Here is a 16,600-nt window from a genome sequence, read left to right on the forward strand (position 1 = left end):
CGAAAGCCTGCTGCTGGTCGCGGTGTTGACGTACCCCCGGTCTCGTGACTGACTGTGCGTACGCCGTGCACACCCGGTGGACCGTCGGCACCGCATCGTGGAGGTGTGTGCCCTGCCGCGCCTCCTGCGCTACCCGACCGTCGACGAACTGGGCGCCGCAGCCGCCCTGCTCGCCGCCCGCCACCCCGGCCGGGCCCGGCTGCGCAGGATCGGCACCTCCCGCGCGGGCGACCCGCTGCTGCTGCTCAGCGTCGGCCGCGGCGACCGGCAGGTGCTCGTCGTCGCCGGACCGCACGCCAACGAACCCGTCGGCGGCGCCACCGCCCTGCGGCTGGCCGAGCGCGCCCTGGCCGACCCCCGGCTCACCGACGGCGCCACCTGGAACCTGCTGCTCTGCCTGGACCCCGACGGCCTGCGCCGCAACGAGGGCTGGCTGGCCGGGCCGTACACCCTGGACCGGTACGTCCGGCACTTCTTCCGGCCCGGCTTCCTGGAGCAGCCCGAGTGGCTGCCCGACGGCCCGGCCGGCGCCGCCCTGCCCGAGACCCGGGCGCTGCTCGCCCTCCAGGACGAGCTGCGGCCCTTCCTCCAGTGCTCGCTGCACGGCGTCGACGTGGGCGGCGGCTTCGTCGAGCTGACCCACGACCTGCCCGGCCTCGCCCAGCGCCTCGCCCACACCGCCGCCCGCCTCGGCGTCCCGCGCGAGCTCGGCGCCTACGACGCCCTGTACTGGCCGGAACTGGGACCGGCCGTCTACCGGATACCGCCGCCGCGCCGGGGCGACCGCAGCGCCGCCATCACCGAGGCCGCCGTCGACTCCACCTGGACCCACCCGCACCGGTACGGCACCGTCACGGCCGTCGTGGAGGCCCCCATGTGGGGCGTGGCCGCGGTGGCGGACGGCTCCCCGCCCGCCGACCGGGACGCGGCCCTGCGCTCCGTCAGCGGCGTCCTGCGCCACGACACCCGGGTGCTGCGCCGCCTGCTGACCGGGCTGCGGCCGCACCTGCCCGCCACCGAGGACACCGCCCGGCTGCTCGCCCCGGTCGACGACTACCTGCTGGTCTGCCCCGGCCTCGCGGACGCCTGGGACCCCGACACCGACGACGGCACCGGACGCCCGCTGCCGCCGCTCACCACCGCCCACCTCGTCACCCTGCGCATCGCCGGGCGCCGCCTGGCCCTGCGCACGGCCGGACTGCTGCACCAGGCGGTCACCGGCGCCGGCCGCGACCCGGCCGGGGCGCTGCCGAAGCTGGAGCACCTGCTGGACCTGTGGTGCGCCGACTACCGGGAGGGCTGCGCGGCCCGCTGGATACCGGTCGCGCGGCAGGTCGAGTACCAGGTGCGGGCGGTGCTCATGGCGTTCGAACTGGCCGGGCGGCCCCGCGCCCGCTCCCGTTCGGGTGAGCGGGACTGGGGTTCCGGGGCCGTCGTGCCGATGCACCGGGAATGACGCACACCACCACAGCGAGAGCGGTACGGGGCGGTCTGCTGGCGGCGACCGCCCTCCTCGTCGCCTGCGCCGCCCCCGCGCAGGCGACCGTACGCGGTCCGGAACCGGCGGGCGACTGGCTGCTCCTGACGGTCACCCGGGGCGACACCCGCAGCGGCAGCACGGAAGGCACCCTGCTGCTGTGCGACCCGCCCCGCGGCCACGCCCACGCCGACCTGGCCTGCGCGGAACTCGACCGGGCGGGCGGCGACATCGCCGCCGTCCCGCTGCGCGAGACCCACTGCCCGATGATCTACTCCCCGGTCACCGCCCACGCGCGCGGGCAGTGGCGGGGACGGCCGGTGGAGTACACCCGGACCTTCCCCAACACCTGCGTGATGGCGGCCCGCACCGGCGCGGTCTTCGCCCTGGCCGAGGACCCCCCGGCCGCCCCCGCCCCGGCGCCCGCGCCCGCGCCGGCCTCCTAGGCTTCGACCCGCTCCAGCAGCGCCACCGGGAGCCGTTCGAGCACGTCCGCCACGCGCGCGTGGCCGGTGTACTCGCGGCCCGGGGCGAGCAGGTCGGTCCAGCGGCCCGGCGGGAGCGGCAGCGCGGTGTCCCGCCAGCCGCCCGCCTGCGCAAGCTTCAGCGACAGCCGGGTCACCACGGTGACGACCTCGCCGGAGCGGACGTACGCCGCGCAGTGCCCGGCCGCCGGGCCCTCGGCGGCCAGCGGCTCGTACGTCGCCGAGGCGCCGAACAGCTCCGGCCGCCGCGCCCGCAGCGCCAGCGCCGCCCGGGTCACCGCGCCCTTCTCGCCGGTGTCGCCGGGCGGGAAGGCGGCCGGGCGGCGGTTGTCGGGGTCGACCAGCGCCCGGTACTCGCCCTCGGTGCCCTGGTAGAGGTCGGGGACGCCCGGCATGGTCAGGTGCACCAGGGCGGTGCCGAGCACATTGGCCCGGATGTGCGGCTCCAGACCGGCCCGGAGCGCGGCCACCCGCTCGCCGGGCGCCCCGCACGGCCCCGCCGTGACGAACCGGGCCACCGCCTCCTCGTACGGCGGCTCCTGCTCGGTCCAGCTCGTGTACATGCCCGCTTCCCGTACGTGCTTCAGCAGCGCCTCCCGCACCCGCCCGGCGTCGGCCGGGCCCAGCCCGAACACCGTCTGCCAGGCCGCCCACGCCAGTTGCCCGTCGGGCGCGGCCTCGCCGCCCTGCGCGACCTCGGCGAGGAGGTCCGCCCACCGCTCCGGGCACTCCGTCAGCACGGCCAGCGCCGCGCGGACGTCGGCGCTGCGCTTGGTGTCGTGGGTGGAGACCACCGTGCCGGTCAGCGGCCAGTCGCGCTGCACGCGCGCGCAGTACGCGTGGAACCGCGCGGGCGACACCGCCGGGCGCCCCGGCTCGCCGCCCACCTCGGTCGCCGACAGCAGCGGCACATAGCGGTAGAACGCCGTGTCCTCGACCGACTTGGCCCGCAGCGCGGACGCGGTCTGCGCGAACCGGGTGCGCAGCTCCGCCGCGTCCGGCCCGTCACCCGCCCGGCCCAGCACCAGGTCCCGTACGACGGCCACCACACCGGCCTCCTCCGGCACCGCGAACGCCGGCCTCGCCTCCTGGGCCGCCTCCTCGGTGACCACCTGGGCGGCGTCCTGCGAGGCGTAGGGCCGGTAGACCTCCAGGCGGACCAGCAGCTCCTGGAACGCCGTGCGCAGCGCCCAGGGCGCCCGGTCGCGCAACCGGGGGTCGGGCGAGCCGGCGCACAGCCGGTGCGCCACCCGGACCAGCCGGTCCAGCTCGGTGGCCAGCTCGTGCGTGAGCACCTTGTACGCCGCCCGCCGGACGGTCGCCGCCCAGTCGCCGCCCCGGTCGGTCTGCGGGGCCGCGAAGCGCCGGTAGTGCCCGACGAGTTCCCCGTGCCCCTCCGGGTCGGTGAACAGGCCGTCGACGTGCCGCAGGGCGTCGTACCCGGTGGTGCCCGCGACCGGCCAGGAGCCGGGCAGCTCCTCGTCGTCGGCGAGGATCTTCTCCACCACCGTCCAGCGGCCCCCGGTCGCCTCGTGCAGCCTGCGGAGGTAGCCGTCCGGGTCGGCGAGCCCGTCGGGGTGGTCCACGCGCAGCCCGTCGATCACGCCCTCGTGCAGCAGCCGCAGGACGGTGGCGTGGGTGGCCTCGAAGACCTCGGGGTCCTCCACCCGGACGCCGATCAGCTCGGAGATGCTGAAGAACCGCCGGTAGTTCAGCTCGGTGCGGGCCAGCCGCCACCACACCGGGCGGTACCACTGGGCGTCCAGCAACTGCGGCAGCGGCAGGTCGCCGGTGCCCTCGCGCAGCGGGAAGACGTGGTCGTGGTAGCGCAGCACGTCGCCGTCGGGCCGCAGGTCGCCGAGCACGTCCCCCAGGGGGCCGCCCAGCACCGGCAGCAGCACCTGGCCGCCGTGCGCCTCCCAGTCGATGTCGAACCACCGCGCGTACGGCGACTTCGGGCCCTCCCGGAGCACCTCCCACAGGGCGCGGTTGTGCCGCGGGGACATCGCCATGTGGTTCGGCACGATGTCCACCACCAGGCCCAGACCGTGCTCCCGCGCGGTGCGCGCCAGCGCCCGCAGCCCCTCCTCCCCGCCCAGCTCCTCGCGCACGCGCGCGTGGTCCACCACGTCGTAGCCGTGCGTGGAGCCCGGGACCGCCTCCAGCACGGGGGACAGGTGCAGATGGGACACGCCCAGCGAGGCCAGGTACGGCACGGCCGCCGCGGCGGCCGCGAAGGGGAACTCGGGCTGGAGCTGGAGCCGGTAGGTCGCCGTGGGGGCCGGGTGGGGGCGCTCAGGTGTCATGCAGAGCTAGGTACCCCCGTGGCCGCGTTTCGTGTCATCCGCGCCTGAACGGGCGTACCCGCGCGGGTACGCCCGTTCCGCCTCACACCGGCCGCTGGAGGACCGTCATGCTGCGGTCGACCAGGGTCAGCCGGTCCCCGGCCTGCACCTTCTGGCCGGTCCCGGGCGGTACGCCGTCGGGCAGGGCGGTGTCGACGACGACCTCCCACTGGCGGCCGTGGTCGACCGGCACCACGAATTCCAGCGGCTCGGGCGAGGGGTTGAACATCAGCAGGAACGAGTCGTCCGCGATGCGCTCGCCGCGCGCCCCCGGCTCCGAGATCGCGTTGCCGTTGAGGAACACCGTCAGCGCCGAGACCTGGGCCGAGTTCCAGTCCTCCTGGGTCATCTCCCCGCCCTGGTGCGTGAACCAGGCGATGTCCGACAGCTCGTCGTGGGTGCCCTCCACCGGGCGGCCGTGGAAGAAGCGCCGCCGCCGGAAGACCGGGTGGTCCTTGCGCAGCCACACCATCGCGCGCGTGAAGTCGAGCAGCGGATGGCCGTCCTCGGGCCACTCCACCCAGGACAGCTCGTTGTCCTGGCAGTAGGCGTTGTTGTTGCCCCGCTGGGTGCGGGCGAACTCGTCGCCGTGGCTGATCATGGGCACGCCCTGGGAGAGCAGCAGCGTGGCGATGAAGTTGCGCATCTGCCGCGCCCGCAGCTCCAGCACCTGCGGGTCGTCGGTGTCGCCCTCGGCCCCGCAGTTCCAGGACCGGTTGTGGCTCTCGCCGTCCCGGTTCTCCTCGCCGTTGGCGTCGTTGTGCTTGTCGTTGTACGACACCAGGTCGTGCAGGGTGAAGCCGTCGTGGCAGGTGACGAAGTTGATCGAGGCCAGCGGACGCCGGCCGTCGTCCTGGTAGAGGTCGGAGGAGCCGGTCAGCCGGGACGCGAACTCCGCCAGCGTGCGCGGCTCGCCGCGCCACAGGTCCCGCACGGTGTCCCGGTACTTGCCGTTCCACTCGGTCCACAGCGGCGGGAAGTTGCCCACCTGGTAGCCGCCCTCGCCGACGTCCCAGGGCTCGGCGATCAGCTTCACCTGGGAGACCACCGGGTCCTGCTGCACCAGGTCGAAGAACGACGACAGCCGGTCCACCTCGTGGAACTGCCGCGCCAGCGTCGCCGCGAGATCGAAGCGGAACCCGTCGACGTGCATCTCGGTGACCCAGTACCGCAGCGAGTCCATGATCATCTGTAGGACGTGCGGGGACCGCATGAGCAGCGAGTTCCCGGTGCCCGTGGTGTCCATGTAGTACCGGGGGTCGTCGGTGAGCCGGTAGTACGAAGGGTTGTCGATGCCCTTGAAGGAGAGCGTCGGCCCCAGGTGGTTGCCCTCGGCGGTGTGGTTGTAGACGACGTCCAGGATGACCTCGATGCCGGCCTCGTGCAGCGCCTTGACCGCGGACTTGAACTCCAGCACCTGCTGGCCGCGGTCGCCCCAGGAGGCGTAGGCGTTGTGCGGGGCGAAGAAACCGATCGTGTTGTAGCCCCAGTAGTTGTTCAGCCCCATGTCGACCAGGCGGTGGTCGTTGACGAACTGGTGCACCGGCATCAGCTCCAGCGCCGTCACCCCCAGCTCGGTGAGGTGCTCGATGACCGCCGGGTGCGCCAGGGCGGCGTAGGTGCCGCGCAGCTCCTCCGGGAGGCCGGGGTGCCGCATGGTGAGGCCCTTGACATGGGCCTCGTAGAGCACCGTGTGGTGGTACTCCGTCCGGGGGCGCCGGTCGTCGCCCCAGTCGAAGTACGGGTTCACCACGACCGACGTCATCATGTGCGGCGCCGAGTCCAGGTCGTTGCGCCGGTCGGGGTCGTCGAAGTGGTAGCCGTACACCTCCTCGCCCCACTGGATCGAGCCGCTGATCGCACGCGCGTACGGGTCGAGGAGCAGCTTCGCCGAATTGCAGCGCAGCCCGCGCTCCGGGGCGTACGCGCCGTGCACGCGGTAGCCGTACCGCTGCCCGGGCATCACGCCGGGCAGGTACGCGTGGCGGACGAACGCGTCGCTCTCCCGCAGCTCGATCGCCGTCTCCGAGCCGTCGTCGTGCAGCAGACACAGCTCTACTCGGTCGGCGGCCTCCGTGAAGACCGCGAAATTGGTGCCGGCGCCGTCGTACGTGGCACCGAGTGGATATGCCTCTCCAGGCCAGACCTGCATGAATATGACTCTTTCAGGTGAGCGGTGCCGGTGGGGACGCCTTGGCTCCGAGTCTCCCGAAAACGGCCGGAGCCACCTAGCAATTCCTCCCCCCTCGCCGGGTGATCGAGTCCCCGACGCGCGCACCGGGTGATGAATCCGCTCACACCCGTACCACCCCGGGGGCGGAACATACGGGGGGATGCGGTCAGTTGGGCGACGAGCCTGCGCATCAGGCTGCGTCACGGACCGCTCCCGGAGTACCCTTCCTTGATCGTTGGGACGGGGTGAGTCCGGGGGAGCGGAAGGCGGTGCGCGGGTGGGCTCGGGAGGGCTGGAGCTGCCCCCTGGTGACGAGGGTCACGAGGGGAACTCCACGGACGTCCCGCCCGGTGCGGTGTCCCTGGCGCGGCCGATGGACGCGGGCGCGATCGGGCCCGAGCTGGAGTGGGACGCCGACGCCTGGCACGAGGTGCGCACCCGTGCCCAGCGGGCCGGCCGGGCCTACATCTGGCTGAACCTGGTCGAGCAGCGGCTGCGCGCGGTGGTGGCCGCCGTGCTCCGCCCGGTCTACGAACCGGTCCACGGCGACGACTGGGTGGTCGCGGCGGCCGGGCCGGCCGGGCAGGAGTGGGTGCAGCGCGCGGTCGCCGTCCGCGAGGTCAGCCGCCGCAAGGGCTATCTGCTCGACCCGGCCGACGACAACGTGCTCAGTTTCCTCACCCTGCCGCAGTTGCGGGAGCTGATGGTGCAGCACTGGCCCTGCTTCGAGCCCTACATGGACGAACGCCGGGACGTGGAGCTGGCCCTGGACGAGCTGGAGGTCACCCGCAACGTCGTCTCCCGCAACCGGGCCCTGTCCGAGGCGGTCCTGGCCCAGGCCGAGCGGGCCGCCGCCCGGCTCCTGGAGGTGCTCGGCGCGGGCGGTGACGTGCCCTCCGCGCACCGGCTGCCGGTCGACGCGGTCGAGGACCTGGTCGGCGACCGGTACGCGGACGTGGTCGCGGTCCACCCGGACCGGGTGCGGCTGCTGCGCCAGTTCCCGGCCGAGGACATCTTCGGCGGCGCCCGCCGGCTCGACGCCATCGGCATCGGCCTGAACCTGCTGGTGCAGAACTTCTCCGGGCGGCGCCTGGTCCGGCTCGCCCAGTCCGGCGGCCGGGTGCGGCTGCTGTTCCTGAACCCGGCCTCCAGCGCCGTCAAGCGGCGCGAGCGGGAACTCGGCATCAAACGCGGCGAGCTGAGCCGGGCGGTGGAGACCAACATCCTGCACATGCGCCGGGTCCGCGCCGCGCTGCGCGACCCCGGGGCCTTCGAGATCCAGGTCTTCGACGAGACGCCCCGCTTCACCGCCTACCTCGTGGACGGCGACGGCGCCGACGGCATCGCGGTCGTCCAGCACTATCTGCGCCGCACCCGGGGCATGGAGGCGCCCGTACTGGTCCTGCGCAACGGGAAGAACGGCGGCCGGCTCGTGAAGTCGGGCGAACTGGACGAAGGCGGTCTTTTCCCTACGTACCGCGAGGAGTTCGAGCAGATGTGGGCGGATGCCCGCCCGGTGTCCTGACCGGCCGGGGCCCCGGGCAGGGGCGGTGAGCGGAAGGCGATCCTCGGATTGTCAGTGGCCCGTGCGAAGGTGGGGACCACTGGGGGAACGCACCACCGAGAAGGGGGACGGCCCATGGGCTGGCACCGGGAGCCGCTGATCGGCTTCGACCTGGAGACCACCGGCACCGACCCGCGCCGGGCGCGCATCGTCACGGGTGCCGTGATCGAGGTCAGAGCCGGCGAGCCGCTGGGCCGGCGGGAGTGGCTGGCCGACCCCGGCGTGGAGATCCCGGCGGACGCGGTCGCGGTGCACGGCATCAGCACCGAGCGCGCGGCCGGCGAGGGCCGCCCGGCCGACCAGGTCGCCGACGCCATCGCCGCCGTCCTGGTGGACCACTGGCGCCTGGGCGTCCCGGTGGTCGCCTACAACGCGGCCTTCGACCTCACCCTGCTCTCCGCCGAGCTGCACCGGTACGGACTGCCGTCCCTCCGCGACCGCCTGGGCGGCCAGGACCCCGCCCCGGTCATCGACCCCTACACCATCGACCGCTCCATCGACCGTTACCGCCGCGGCAAGCGGAACCTGGAGGCGGTCTGCGCCGAGTACGGCGTGCCGCTGGACACCGCCCACGACGCGGCGGCCGACGCCCTCGCCGCGGCGCGGCTGGCCTGCGCGATAGCCGACCGCCACCCCAAGGTCGCGGCCCTCGGCCCGGCGGAGCTGCACCGCCGTCAGATCGAGTGGCACGCCGAGTGGGCGGCGGACTTCCAGGCGTTCCTGCGCCGCAAGGGCGACGCCACGGCCGTCGTCGACGGCCTGTGGCCGCTGCGCGAACCGGCCGGCGAGCGGGTCTGAGCCACCGTCCGCGAGCGGCCGGCCGGCCGGGTCAGAAGGGGTACCAGCGCACGGCCGGGTCCCCGTCCCGCAGCGACGCCACCCGGCGCTCGAACTCGGCCAGCGCCTTGGGGTTGCTCGGCGCGTGCTGCGCGACCCAGGCGCAACTGGCGGTCTCGCGCGCCCCGCGCAGCACCGCGCACCCGTCCCAGTCCCGCACGTCCCAGCCGTAGGTCCCGGTGAAGGAGTCGTACGCCTCGGCGGGCAGCCCGTAGCGGTCGCGGCTCAGGGCGAGCACGACCAGGTCGTGTTCGCGCAGGTCACCGGAGAAGGTCTCCAGGTCCACCAGGACCGGCCCGTCGGGGCCGACGTGCACATTGCGGGGGAGCGCGTCGCCGTGGATCGGGCCGGGCGGCAGCGCGGGCACCAGCGCGGCGGCGGCCGCCGCGAAGCCGTCGCGGCGGGCGCGCAGATACTCGGCGTCGGCGGGGTCGATCGCGTCGCCCGCCAGCTTCAGCCAGCGTTCCACACCGCCCAGCAGATCGCGGGGCGGCAGCGGGAAGGACGGGGAGGGCAGCGCGTGGACGAGACGCAGCAGTCGGGCCAGGTCCCGGGGTTCGGCCGGGCGCACCGGGTCGGGCAGCCGGTGCCACACGGTCACCGGGTGGCCCGCGACCGACCGCGCCTCGGCCTCGGCCGCCCGGACGGCCGGGACCCCGGCCTCCGCCAGCCAGCGGGCCACGGCCAGTTCCCGGCGGGCCCGGTCGAGCAGCCCGGCGTCGCGGCCCACCTTGACCACCAGGTCACCGGCGGCGAACACGGCGTTCTCGCCCAGGGCGAGCAGCTTCGCCTCGCCCGCCGGGCCGGGCAGCACCTCCGCCGCCGCCAGTACCTCCCGCGCCCGAGCCTCGTCCATCGTCCCGCTCCGTCCGTCCCGTCGACCGTCGTCCACCGGCCAGTGTCGCATTCGCACAGGTCGCGGGGGGCGCACGGGTTCTTGACCGAGCGCCCTGCGGTCACGACCATGACCCAGGCCCGACCGAGCCGCGCAGAAGGGGCTGACGACGTGACGAGACCGGCCGAGGCGAGCGGGCCCGCGCACCGCGCGGCCGGCCCCGGCGCCTGGTTCCTGGTGCTGCCCGCGCTCCTCCCGATCCTCGTGCTCAGCGTCGGCCCCCTGCTCTACGGCGTCCTGCTGGCCTTCACCGACGCCCAGTCGGGCCGCACCGAGCCCACCCGCTGGATCGGGGCGCTCAACTTCCGGGACCTGCTGCACGACACGCTGTTCTGGGAGTCGTTCCGGATCGGGCTGGCGTGGGCGGTGGGGGTGAGCGCGCCGCAGTTCCTGCTCGCCCTCGGCCTCGCGCTGCTGCTCGACCAGAGGCTGCGGCTGCGCTGGCTGGCCCGCGCCCTGGCGATCGTGCCCTGGGCGATGCCCGAGGTCGTCGTCGGCATCATGTGGCGGCTGGTCTACCACCCGGACGCGGGCGTGCTCAACGAGACCCTGCGCGACCTCGGCCTGGGCGACGGCCGGGACTGGCTCAGCGGCCTGGCCACCGCCCTGCCCGCCGTCATGATCGTCGGCATCTGGGCCGGCCTCCCGGGGACCACCGTGGCCCTGCTCGCCGGGCTGCAGAACACCCCGCAGGAACTGCACGAGGCCGCCGCGGTCGACGGCGCCGGGGCCTGGCGCCGGTTCCGCGCCGTCACCTGGCCGGCGCTCAGACCGGTCGCCCTCGCCATCACCGCGCTCAACCTCATCTGGAACTTCAACTCCTTCGCCCTGGTCTATGTGCTGACCGGCGGCGGCCCCGGCGGCCGGACCCGGCTGCCGATGCTCTTCGCCTACGAGGAGGCGTTCCGCTATGGGCAGTTCGGCTACGCGGCCGCGATGGGCTGCGTGATGGTCGCCGTCGTCTCGGTCCTGCTCGCCGTGTTCCTGGCCGGCCGGCTGCGCGGAGGTGGGGACGCGTGAGGACCCCGGCCCCGGCCCGCGCCGCCCAGTACCTCGCGCTGCTGGCGTACCTGGTCTTCCTGGCCTTCCCGTTCCTGTGGCTGCTGTCCACCGCGTTCAAGCCGCCGCGCGAACTGGGCAGTGCGCACCCCACCTGGATCCCGGAGGACCCCACCCTCGACAACTTCCGGCAGGCGTTCGACGAGCAGCCGCTGCTGCGCGCCGGGGCCAACTCGCTGCTCGCCGCGTCCGGCGCCGCGGTGCTCGCCGTGCTGATCGCCACCCCGCTGGCGTACGTGACGACCCGGTACCGGTCCCGGCTGGGGCGGGCCCTGACCGGGTGGGTGGTGGTCAGCCAGGCGTTCCCGTTCGTGCTGGTGATCATCCCGCTGTTCCTGGTGCTGAAGAACCTGCGGCTGATCGACTCGGTGCCCGGGCTGGTGCTGGTGTACGTGGTGTGGGCGCTGCCGTTCGCGCTGTGGATGCTCGCCGGGTACGTGCGGGCCGTGCCGGCCGAGCTGGAGGAGGCGGCGGCGGTCGACGGGGCCGGCAGGCTGCGGACGCTGGTGTCGGTGACCGCGCCGCTGCTGGCGCCGGGGATCGTGGCGACGGCGCTGTTCGCGTTCGTCACCGCGTGGAACGAGTTCTTCTTCGCGCTGGTGCTGCTGAAGACCCCGGAGAAGCAGACCCTGCCGGTGGTGCTCACCCACTTCATCGGCGCCGAGGGCGTGGCGGACCTCGGCCCGCTCGCCGCGGCGGCCTTCCTCGCCACCCTGCCCTCGCTGGTGGTCTTCGCGATCGTCCAGCGGCGGATCACGGGCGGCATGCTCGCCGGGGCGGTGAAGAGCTGATGCGCGCCAAGGCGGCCCTGCTGCTCGCCCTCGCCCTGCTGCTCACCACCGCCTGCACCGGCGGGGACGGCGGCTCCGGCGACGGCCGGATCACCCTGCGCTTCCAGTCCCTGGCCTGGCAGAAGGAGTCGGTCGAGGCCAACCGGGAACTGGTGGCGGAGTGGAACGCCACGCACCCCGATGTGCGGGTCGAGTACGTCCAGGGCAGTTGGGACAGCGTCCACGACCAGCTCCTCACCTCCTTCGAGGGCGGCGAGGCACCCGACATCATCCACGACGCCTCCGACGACCTGGCGGACTTCGCCTACGGCGGCTACCTCGCCGACCTGACCGAGCTGCTGCCCGCCCGGCTGAGGTCGGACATCCCGGACCGCACCTGGGAGACGGTCACCTTCGGCGACGGGATCTACGGGGTGCCGTTCCTCCAGGAGCCCCGGGTGCTGATCGCCGACGCGAAGCTGCTGCGGCGGTCGGGGGTGCGGATACCGACGCCCGAACGGCCCTGGAGCTGGGCCGAGTTCCGGCGGGTGACGAAGGCACTGAGCGGACCCGGGCGGTACGGGGTGGCCTGGCCGCTCAAGGAGCCCGTCTCGGCCACGCTCAACCTGTCGCTCTCGGCGGGCGGGCGGTTGTTCCACCGGGGCCCGGACGGCAAGGTCACCGTCCGCTTCGAGGCGGCCGACGAGGTGGTGCCGCGCACCGTCCACGACCAGGTCACCACCGACCGCAGCGCCGCCCGGTCCACGCTGGGCAGCGGCGGCTCCGACACCCTGCCGGGGTTCTTCGCGGGGAAGTACGCGATGGTGCCGCTCGGGTTCTCCTACCGCCAGCAGGTCGAACAGCAGGCGCCCGAGGGGTTCGAGTGGCGGGTGCTGCCCGCCCCGGCGGGAGCGGCCGGGCTCGACCAGGGCGTCAGCCCGCAGACGCTGTCCATCGCCGCGGACAGCCCGCACCAGCGGGAGGCCGCCGCCTTCATCGGCTTCCTGCTGCGGCCGGAGAACATGGTGCAACTGGCCCTCGGCGACTGGATGCTGCCGACCGGGACCGAGGCATTGCGGCACCCCGCGCTGCGCACCGAGGAGCGGGGCTGGTCCGTCGGCACCGCCCTGGCCGGCCACCTGCGGTCGGCGCCCGCGCAGGCCGTGCGCGGCTATCCCGAGTGGAAGGACAAGGTGGCGACACCGGCGTTCCAGGAGTACTACAGCGGGGCGATCGGCCTGGGCGAGCTGCGACGGCGACTGGAGGAGGACGGGAACCTGGTACTGGCCCGCTACCAGCGGTGAGGCACCTGGGACCGGAAGCTGCCGGAAAAAGAAGTTGTACGAGACGTATCGTCTCGCTTACCGTCTCCGCATGACCAGTCGCTCCCACATCGCCATGTTCTCCATCGCCGCGCACGGCCACGTGAACCCGAGCCTGGAGGTGATCCGGGAGCTGGTGGCCCGGGGGCACCGGGTGACGTACGCCATCCCGCCCGCCTTCGCCGAGAAGGTGGCCGCGACCGGCGCCGAGCCCAAGCTCTGGCACAGCACACTGCCCGGCCCCGACGCCGATCCGGAGGCGTGGGGCAGCACCCTGCTGGACAACGTCGAGCCGTTCCTCGCCGATGCGATCCAGGCCCTGCCGCAGCTCATCGAGGCGTACCGGGGCGACGAACCGGACCTCGTGCTCTACGACATCACCTCCTACCCGGCCCGTGTCCTCGCCCACCGCTGGGGCGTCCCCGCGGTGTCGCTCTCCCCGAACCTGGTCGCCTGGGAGGGGTACGACAAGGAGGTCGGCGAGCCGATGTGGGAGGAGCCGCTGAAGACCGAGCGCGGACAGGCGTACTACGCCCGCTTCCGGGCCTGGCTGGAGGAGAACGGGATCACCCTGCACCCGGACGAGTTCTCCAGCCACCCCGCCCGTTCCCTCGTACTGATCCCGAAGGCGCTCCAGCCGCACGCCGACCGGGTCGACGAGCGCGTGTACTCCTTCGTCGGCGCCTGCCAGGGCGACCGCTCGGGCGAGGGCGACTGGACGCGGCCCGCCGGGGCCGAGAAGGTCGTCCTCGTCTCGCTGGGCTCGTCGTTCACCAAGCAGCCGGCGTTCTACCGGGAGTGCGTGCGGGCCTTCGGCGCGCTGCCGGGCTGGCACACCGTGCTCCAGGTCGGCCGCCATGTGACCCGGGACGACCTCGGTGACGTGCCCGCCACCGTGGAAGTGCACCCCTGGGTGCCGCAGTTGGCGATCCTGCGCCAGGCCGACCTGTTCGTCACGCACGCCGGGGCGGGCGGCAGCCAGGAAGGGCTGGCCACGGCCACCCCGATGATCGCCGTACCGCAGGCGGTGGACCAGTTCGGCAACGCGGACATGCTCCAGGCGCTCGGCGTGGCCCGCAAGCTGCTCACCGAGGAGGCGACCGCCGAGGCGCTGCGCACCGCCGCCCTCGCCCTGGTCGACGACCCGGAGGTGGCCCGGCGGCTGGCCCGGGTCCAGGCCGAGATGGCCGAGGAGGGCGGCACCCCGCGCGCCGCCGACCTGATCGAGGCGGAGCTGGCGGCGGCGGGCCGGCGGGCCTAGCCGAGGCTCCGCCGCATGGCGAAGGGCCCGTCGGCCACCCCCGCAGCCGACGGGCCCTGTCCCTCAACGGGCGGTCACACCCCGACCCGTTCGCCCTCGTCGTCCCGGGAGTCCCGAGCGTCCTGGGTGCCCCGCGTCACCGCCTCCGGCGACTCGTCGTGCGTCAGGTCGGGCAGCCGGTGCAGCCACTTCGGCAGGTACCAGTTGCGCTCGCCCAGCAGCGACATCACCGCCGGGAGCAGCACCCCCCGGATGATCGTCGCGTCGATGAGGACCGCCGCCGCGAGGCCGACGCCCATCTGCTTCATGGACTGCATGGACAGCGTCCCGAAGATCGCGAACACGGCGACCATGATGACCGCGGCGCTGGTGACCACCCCGGCCGTGGTGACCACTCCGTGCCGGATGGCGTCCGGTGTCGACCGGCCGCGCAGCCGGGCCTCCCGGATCCGGGAGACCACGAACACGTGGTAGTCCATGGACAGCCCGAACAGGATCACGAACAGGAACAGCGGCAGCCAGGTGATGATCGCCCCGACGCCCTCCGCGCCGACCAGCGAGGCCCCCCAGCCGTGCTGGAAGACGGCGACCAGGATGCCGTAGGCCGCGCCCACCGAGAGCAGGTTCAGCACGATCGAGGTGAGCGCCACGGTCAGCGACCGGAACGACAGCAGCATCAGCAGGAACGCGAAGGCCACGACGAAGGCGAAGACCGGCAGGACCGAGCCGACGAGCTGGTCGTTGAAGTCCTTGGAACCGGCGACCTGCCCGCTGATCGGCGCCTGTACGCCGTCGACCTTGCCGAGGGTGGCGGGCCGTACCTCGTCGCGCAGCTTGTCCAGGCTGGCGCCCGCCCGGTCCTGGTCGGAGCCGCCGACCAGCGGTACGTAGACCAGGGCGACGTCCTGCGCGTCGTGCAGCTTGATCTCCACCGGGCCGCGCGAGGCGCCCGAACTGATCGCCCGTTCCCGGAAGTCGGCGAGCGCGGACTTCACCTCGGGCGCGTTGATGTCGTCGGCCTTCACCACCACCTCGGCCGGTTCCGAGCCGCCCGGGAACGCCTCGTTGACCCGGTCGTAGGTCTGCACGATGGGCAGCGAGTGACCGAACTCCTGGTCCAGGGTGAGGTTCTGCGTCTTCATGCCGACCGCGGGCGCGGCCACCGCGAGCAGCGCGCCGGTCGCCACCAGCACCGAGAGCACCGGCCGGGCCAGCACCCGGTCCAGTACGGCGCTCCAGAACCGGCTGCCCCCGCTCGCCCGGCGGGACCGGCGGCGCAGGAACGGCAGGCGCCCCTTCTCGACCCGCTCGCCCAGCAGCGACAGCAGCGCCGGCAGCACGGTCACCGAGCCGACCATGGCCACCGCGACCACCATCAGCGAGGCCAGGCCCATCGCCTCGAACTCGGCGATGCCGGTGAACAGCATGCCCGCCATCGCCACGCACACCGTGACCCCGGAGACCACGATCGCCCGGCCACTGGTCGCGGCGGCGATCCGCAGCGCGGTCCGCGCGTCCCGCCCGGCGGCGCGTTCCTCGCGTTCGCGGCGCAGATAGAACAGGCAGTAGTCGACGCCGACCGCCAGACCGACCAGCAGCATCACGGAGTTGGCGGTGTCGCTCATCGGCATCACATGGCTGACCACGCCCATCAGGCCCATCGTCGCCATGATCGCGGTGATCGCGAGCAGCACCGGCAGCAGCGCCGCCACCAGCGCGCCGAACGCGATCAGCAGGATCCCCAGGGCCACCGGTACGGCCGACAGCTCGGCCTTCTGGAAGTCGTCGCCGAACGCGTCGTCGAACGTCTTCATCATGCTGGCGCCGCCGATCTCGGCGATGCGCAGCTCCCCGTGGTCCTTCTGGACGCCCTCGACCGCCTTCAGCACCGGCTCGACCCGCTCCCCGGCGGTGTCCGCGTCGCCGCGCATGTCGAACCGGACCAGCGCGCTCCGCCCGTCCCGGGAGATGGTGCCCGTGTCGTACGGGGAGGTCACGTCCGTGACCCGCCCGGTGTCCCGCACGGCCCGGACCACCTCGGTGACCGCGGCCCGGAACCCGGCGTCCGTGGCCTTCAGGGTGCCGTCCTTCGCCTGGATCAGGACGGTCTCGCTCGCCGGTTCGTCGATCCCGGCGTCCTCGATGATCCTGGCCGCGGTGTGCGTCTCGCCGCTCAGTTGGTCGCTGTCCTTGACGTCGACCCGGCCCGCGGCCGAGCCGGCCCCCATGGCCAGGACCACGAACAGCACCCAGATGCCGACGGCAGCCCATCGGTGCCGGGCGCTCCAGCCCCCGGCCCGCGCGGCCAGACCCCGCACCCGTATCTCTCCGTTCCCCATGACGGGCTTGCCCCCTCGTGTGCGGTGACGACCCCCTGCCGCCACCTTCCGTAACGACGGTAGGGGCCGGATA

Annotated in this window: 12 protein-coding genes; 8 read left to right on the forward strand and 4 right to left on the reverse strand. The window is 73.7% G+C overall.

The genetic code is table 11. From position 1 onward, the window contains the following. The first annotated feature begins 97 nt into the window (after positions 1-97). Both IE316_RS19565 and IE316_RS19570 read left to right on the forward strand, forming a co-directional pair. Complete coding sequence (locus tag IE316_RS19565; RefSeq protein ID WP_190205703.1) at positions 98-1,456, forward strand: M14 family zinc carboxypeptidase; 1,359 nt, start codon at positions 98-100, stop codon at positions 1,454-1,456. Next, positions 1,453-1,923: an SSI family serine proteinase inhibitor gene (locus IE316_RS19570; protein ID WP_190205704.1), complete on the forward strand. Its 471-nt coding sequence runs from the start codon at positions 1,453-1,455 to the stop codon at positions 1,921-1,923. The genes IE316_RS19565 and IE316_RS19570 overlap by 4 nt, the downstream gene beginning before the upstream one ends. On the opposite strand, the gene treY is transcribed toward IE316_RS19570, so the two are convergent. Next, a complete protein-coding gene (gene treY, locus IE316_RS19575; RefSeq protein ID WP_190205705.1) occupies positions 1,920-4,268 on the reverse strand; it encodes a malto-oligosyltrehalose synthase in 2,349 nt (782 codons plus the stop codon). The genes IE316_RS19570 and treY overlap by 4 nt on opposite strands. 82 nt (positions 4,269-4,350) lie before the next feature. Next, on the reverse strand, positions 4,351-6,459 hold the full coding sequence (gene glgX / locus IE316_RS19580) for a glycogen debranching protein GlgX (RefSeq protein ID WP_190205706.1): 2,109 nt from the start codon (positions 6,457-6,459) through the stop codon (positions 4,351-4,353). 298 nt (positions 6,460-6,757) lie between these two features. Between glgX and IE316_RS19585 the strand changes: the two genes are divergently transcribed. Both IE316_RS19585 and IE316_RS19590 read left to right on the forward strand, forming a co-directional pair. Further along, a complete protein-coding gene (locus tag IE316_RS19585) occupies positions 6,758-8,005 on the forward strand; it encodes a DUF5919 domain-containing protein (RefSeq protein WP_190205707.1) in 1,248 nt (415 codons plus the stop codon). Between the two features lie 114 nt (positions 8,006-8,119). Next, positions 8,120-8,842 carry a 3'-5' exonuclease gene (locus IE316_RS19590; RefSeq protein WP_190205708.1) on the forward strand — a complete coding sequence of 241 codons (723 nt, stop codon included), beginning with the start codon at positions 8,120-8,122 and terminating at the stop codon, positions 8,840-8,842. Between the two features lie 31 nt (positions 8,843-8,873). Here IE316_RS19590 and IE316_RS19595 read toward each other — a convergent pair whose 3' ends face one another. Continuing rightward, on the reverse strand, positions 8,874-9,737 hold the full coding sequence (locus tag IE316_RS19595) for a phosphotransferase (protein WP_190205709.1): 864 nt from the start codon (positions 9,735-9,737) through the stop codon (positions 8,874-8,876). 108 nt (positions 9,738-9,845) lie between these two features. Here IE316_RS19595 and IE316_RS19600 point away from each other — a divergent pair, with 108 nt between their 5' ends. From IE316_RS19600 to mgt, 4 genes are all read left to right on the forward strand, one after another. Continuing rightward, positions 9,846-10,796, forward strand: a complete 951-nt coding sequence (locus tag IE316_RS19600) for a carbohydrate ABC transporter permease (RefSeq protein ID WP_373311241.1) — start codon at positions 9,846-9,848, stop codon at positions 10,794-10,796. Continuing rightward, positions 10,793-11,626, forward strand: a complete 834-nt coding sequence (locus IE316_RS19605; protein WP_190205711.1) for a carbohydrate ABC transporter permease — start codon at positions 10,793-10,795, stop codon at positions 11,624-11,626. The genes IE316_RS19600 and IE316_RS19605 overlap by 4 nt, the downstream gene beginning before the upstream one ends. Beyond that, positions 11,626-12,909, forward strand: a complete 1,284-nt coding sequence (locus tag IE316_RS19610; RefSeq protein ID WP_190205712.1) for an ABC transporter substrate-binding protein — start codon at positions 11,626-11,628, stop codon at positions 12,907-12,909. Before IE316_RS19605 ends, IE316_RS19610 begins: the two co-directional genes overlap by 1 nt. A 70-nt stretch (positions 12,910-12,979) precedes the next feature. Next, a complete protein-coding gene (gene mgt / locus IE316_RS19615; RefSeq protein ID WP_190205713.1) occupies positions 12,980-14,188 on the forward strand; it encodes a macrolide-inactivating glycosyltransferase in 1,209 nt (402 codons plus the stop codon). Between the two features lie 74 nt (positions 14,189-14,262). On the opposite strand, the gene IE316_RS19620 is transcribed toward mgt, so the two are convergent. Then, positions 14,263-16,527 (reverse strand): MMPL family transporter, encoded by a 2,265-nt coding sequence (locus IE316_RS19620; RefSeq protein WP_190205714.1) that lies wholly within the window; start codon positions 16,525-16,527, stop codon positions 14,263-14,265. Between the last annotated feature and the right edge of the window lie 73 nt (positions 16,528-16,600).

The organism is Streptomyces fumanus (assembly GCF_014655295.1).
GTDB classification, from domain to species: domain Bacteria; phylum Actinomycetota; class Actinomycetes; order Streptomycetales; family Streptomycetaceae; genus Streptomyces; species Streptomyces fumanus.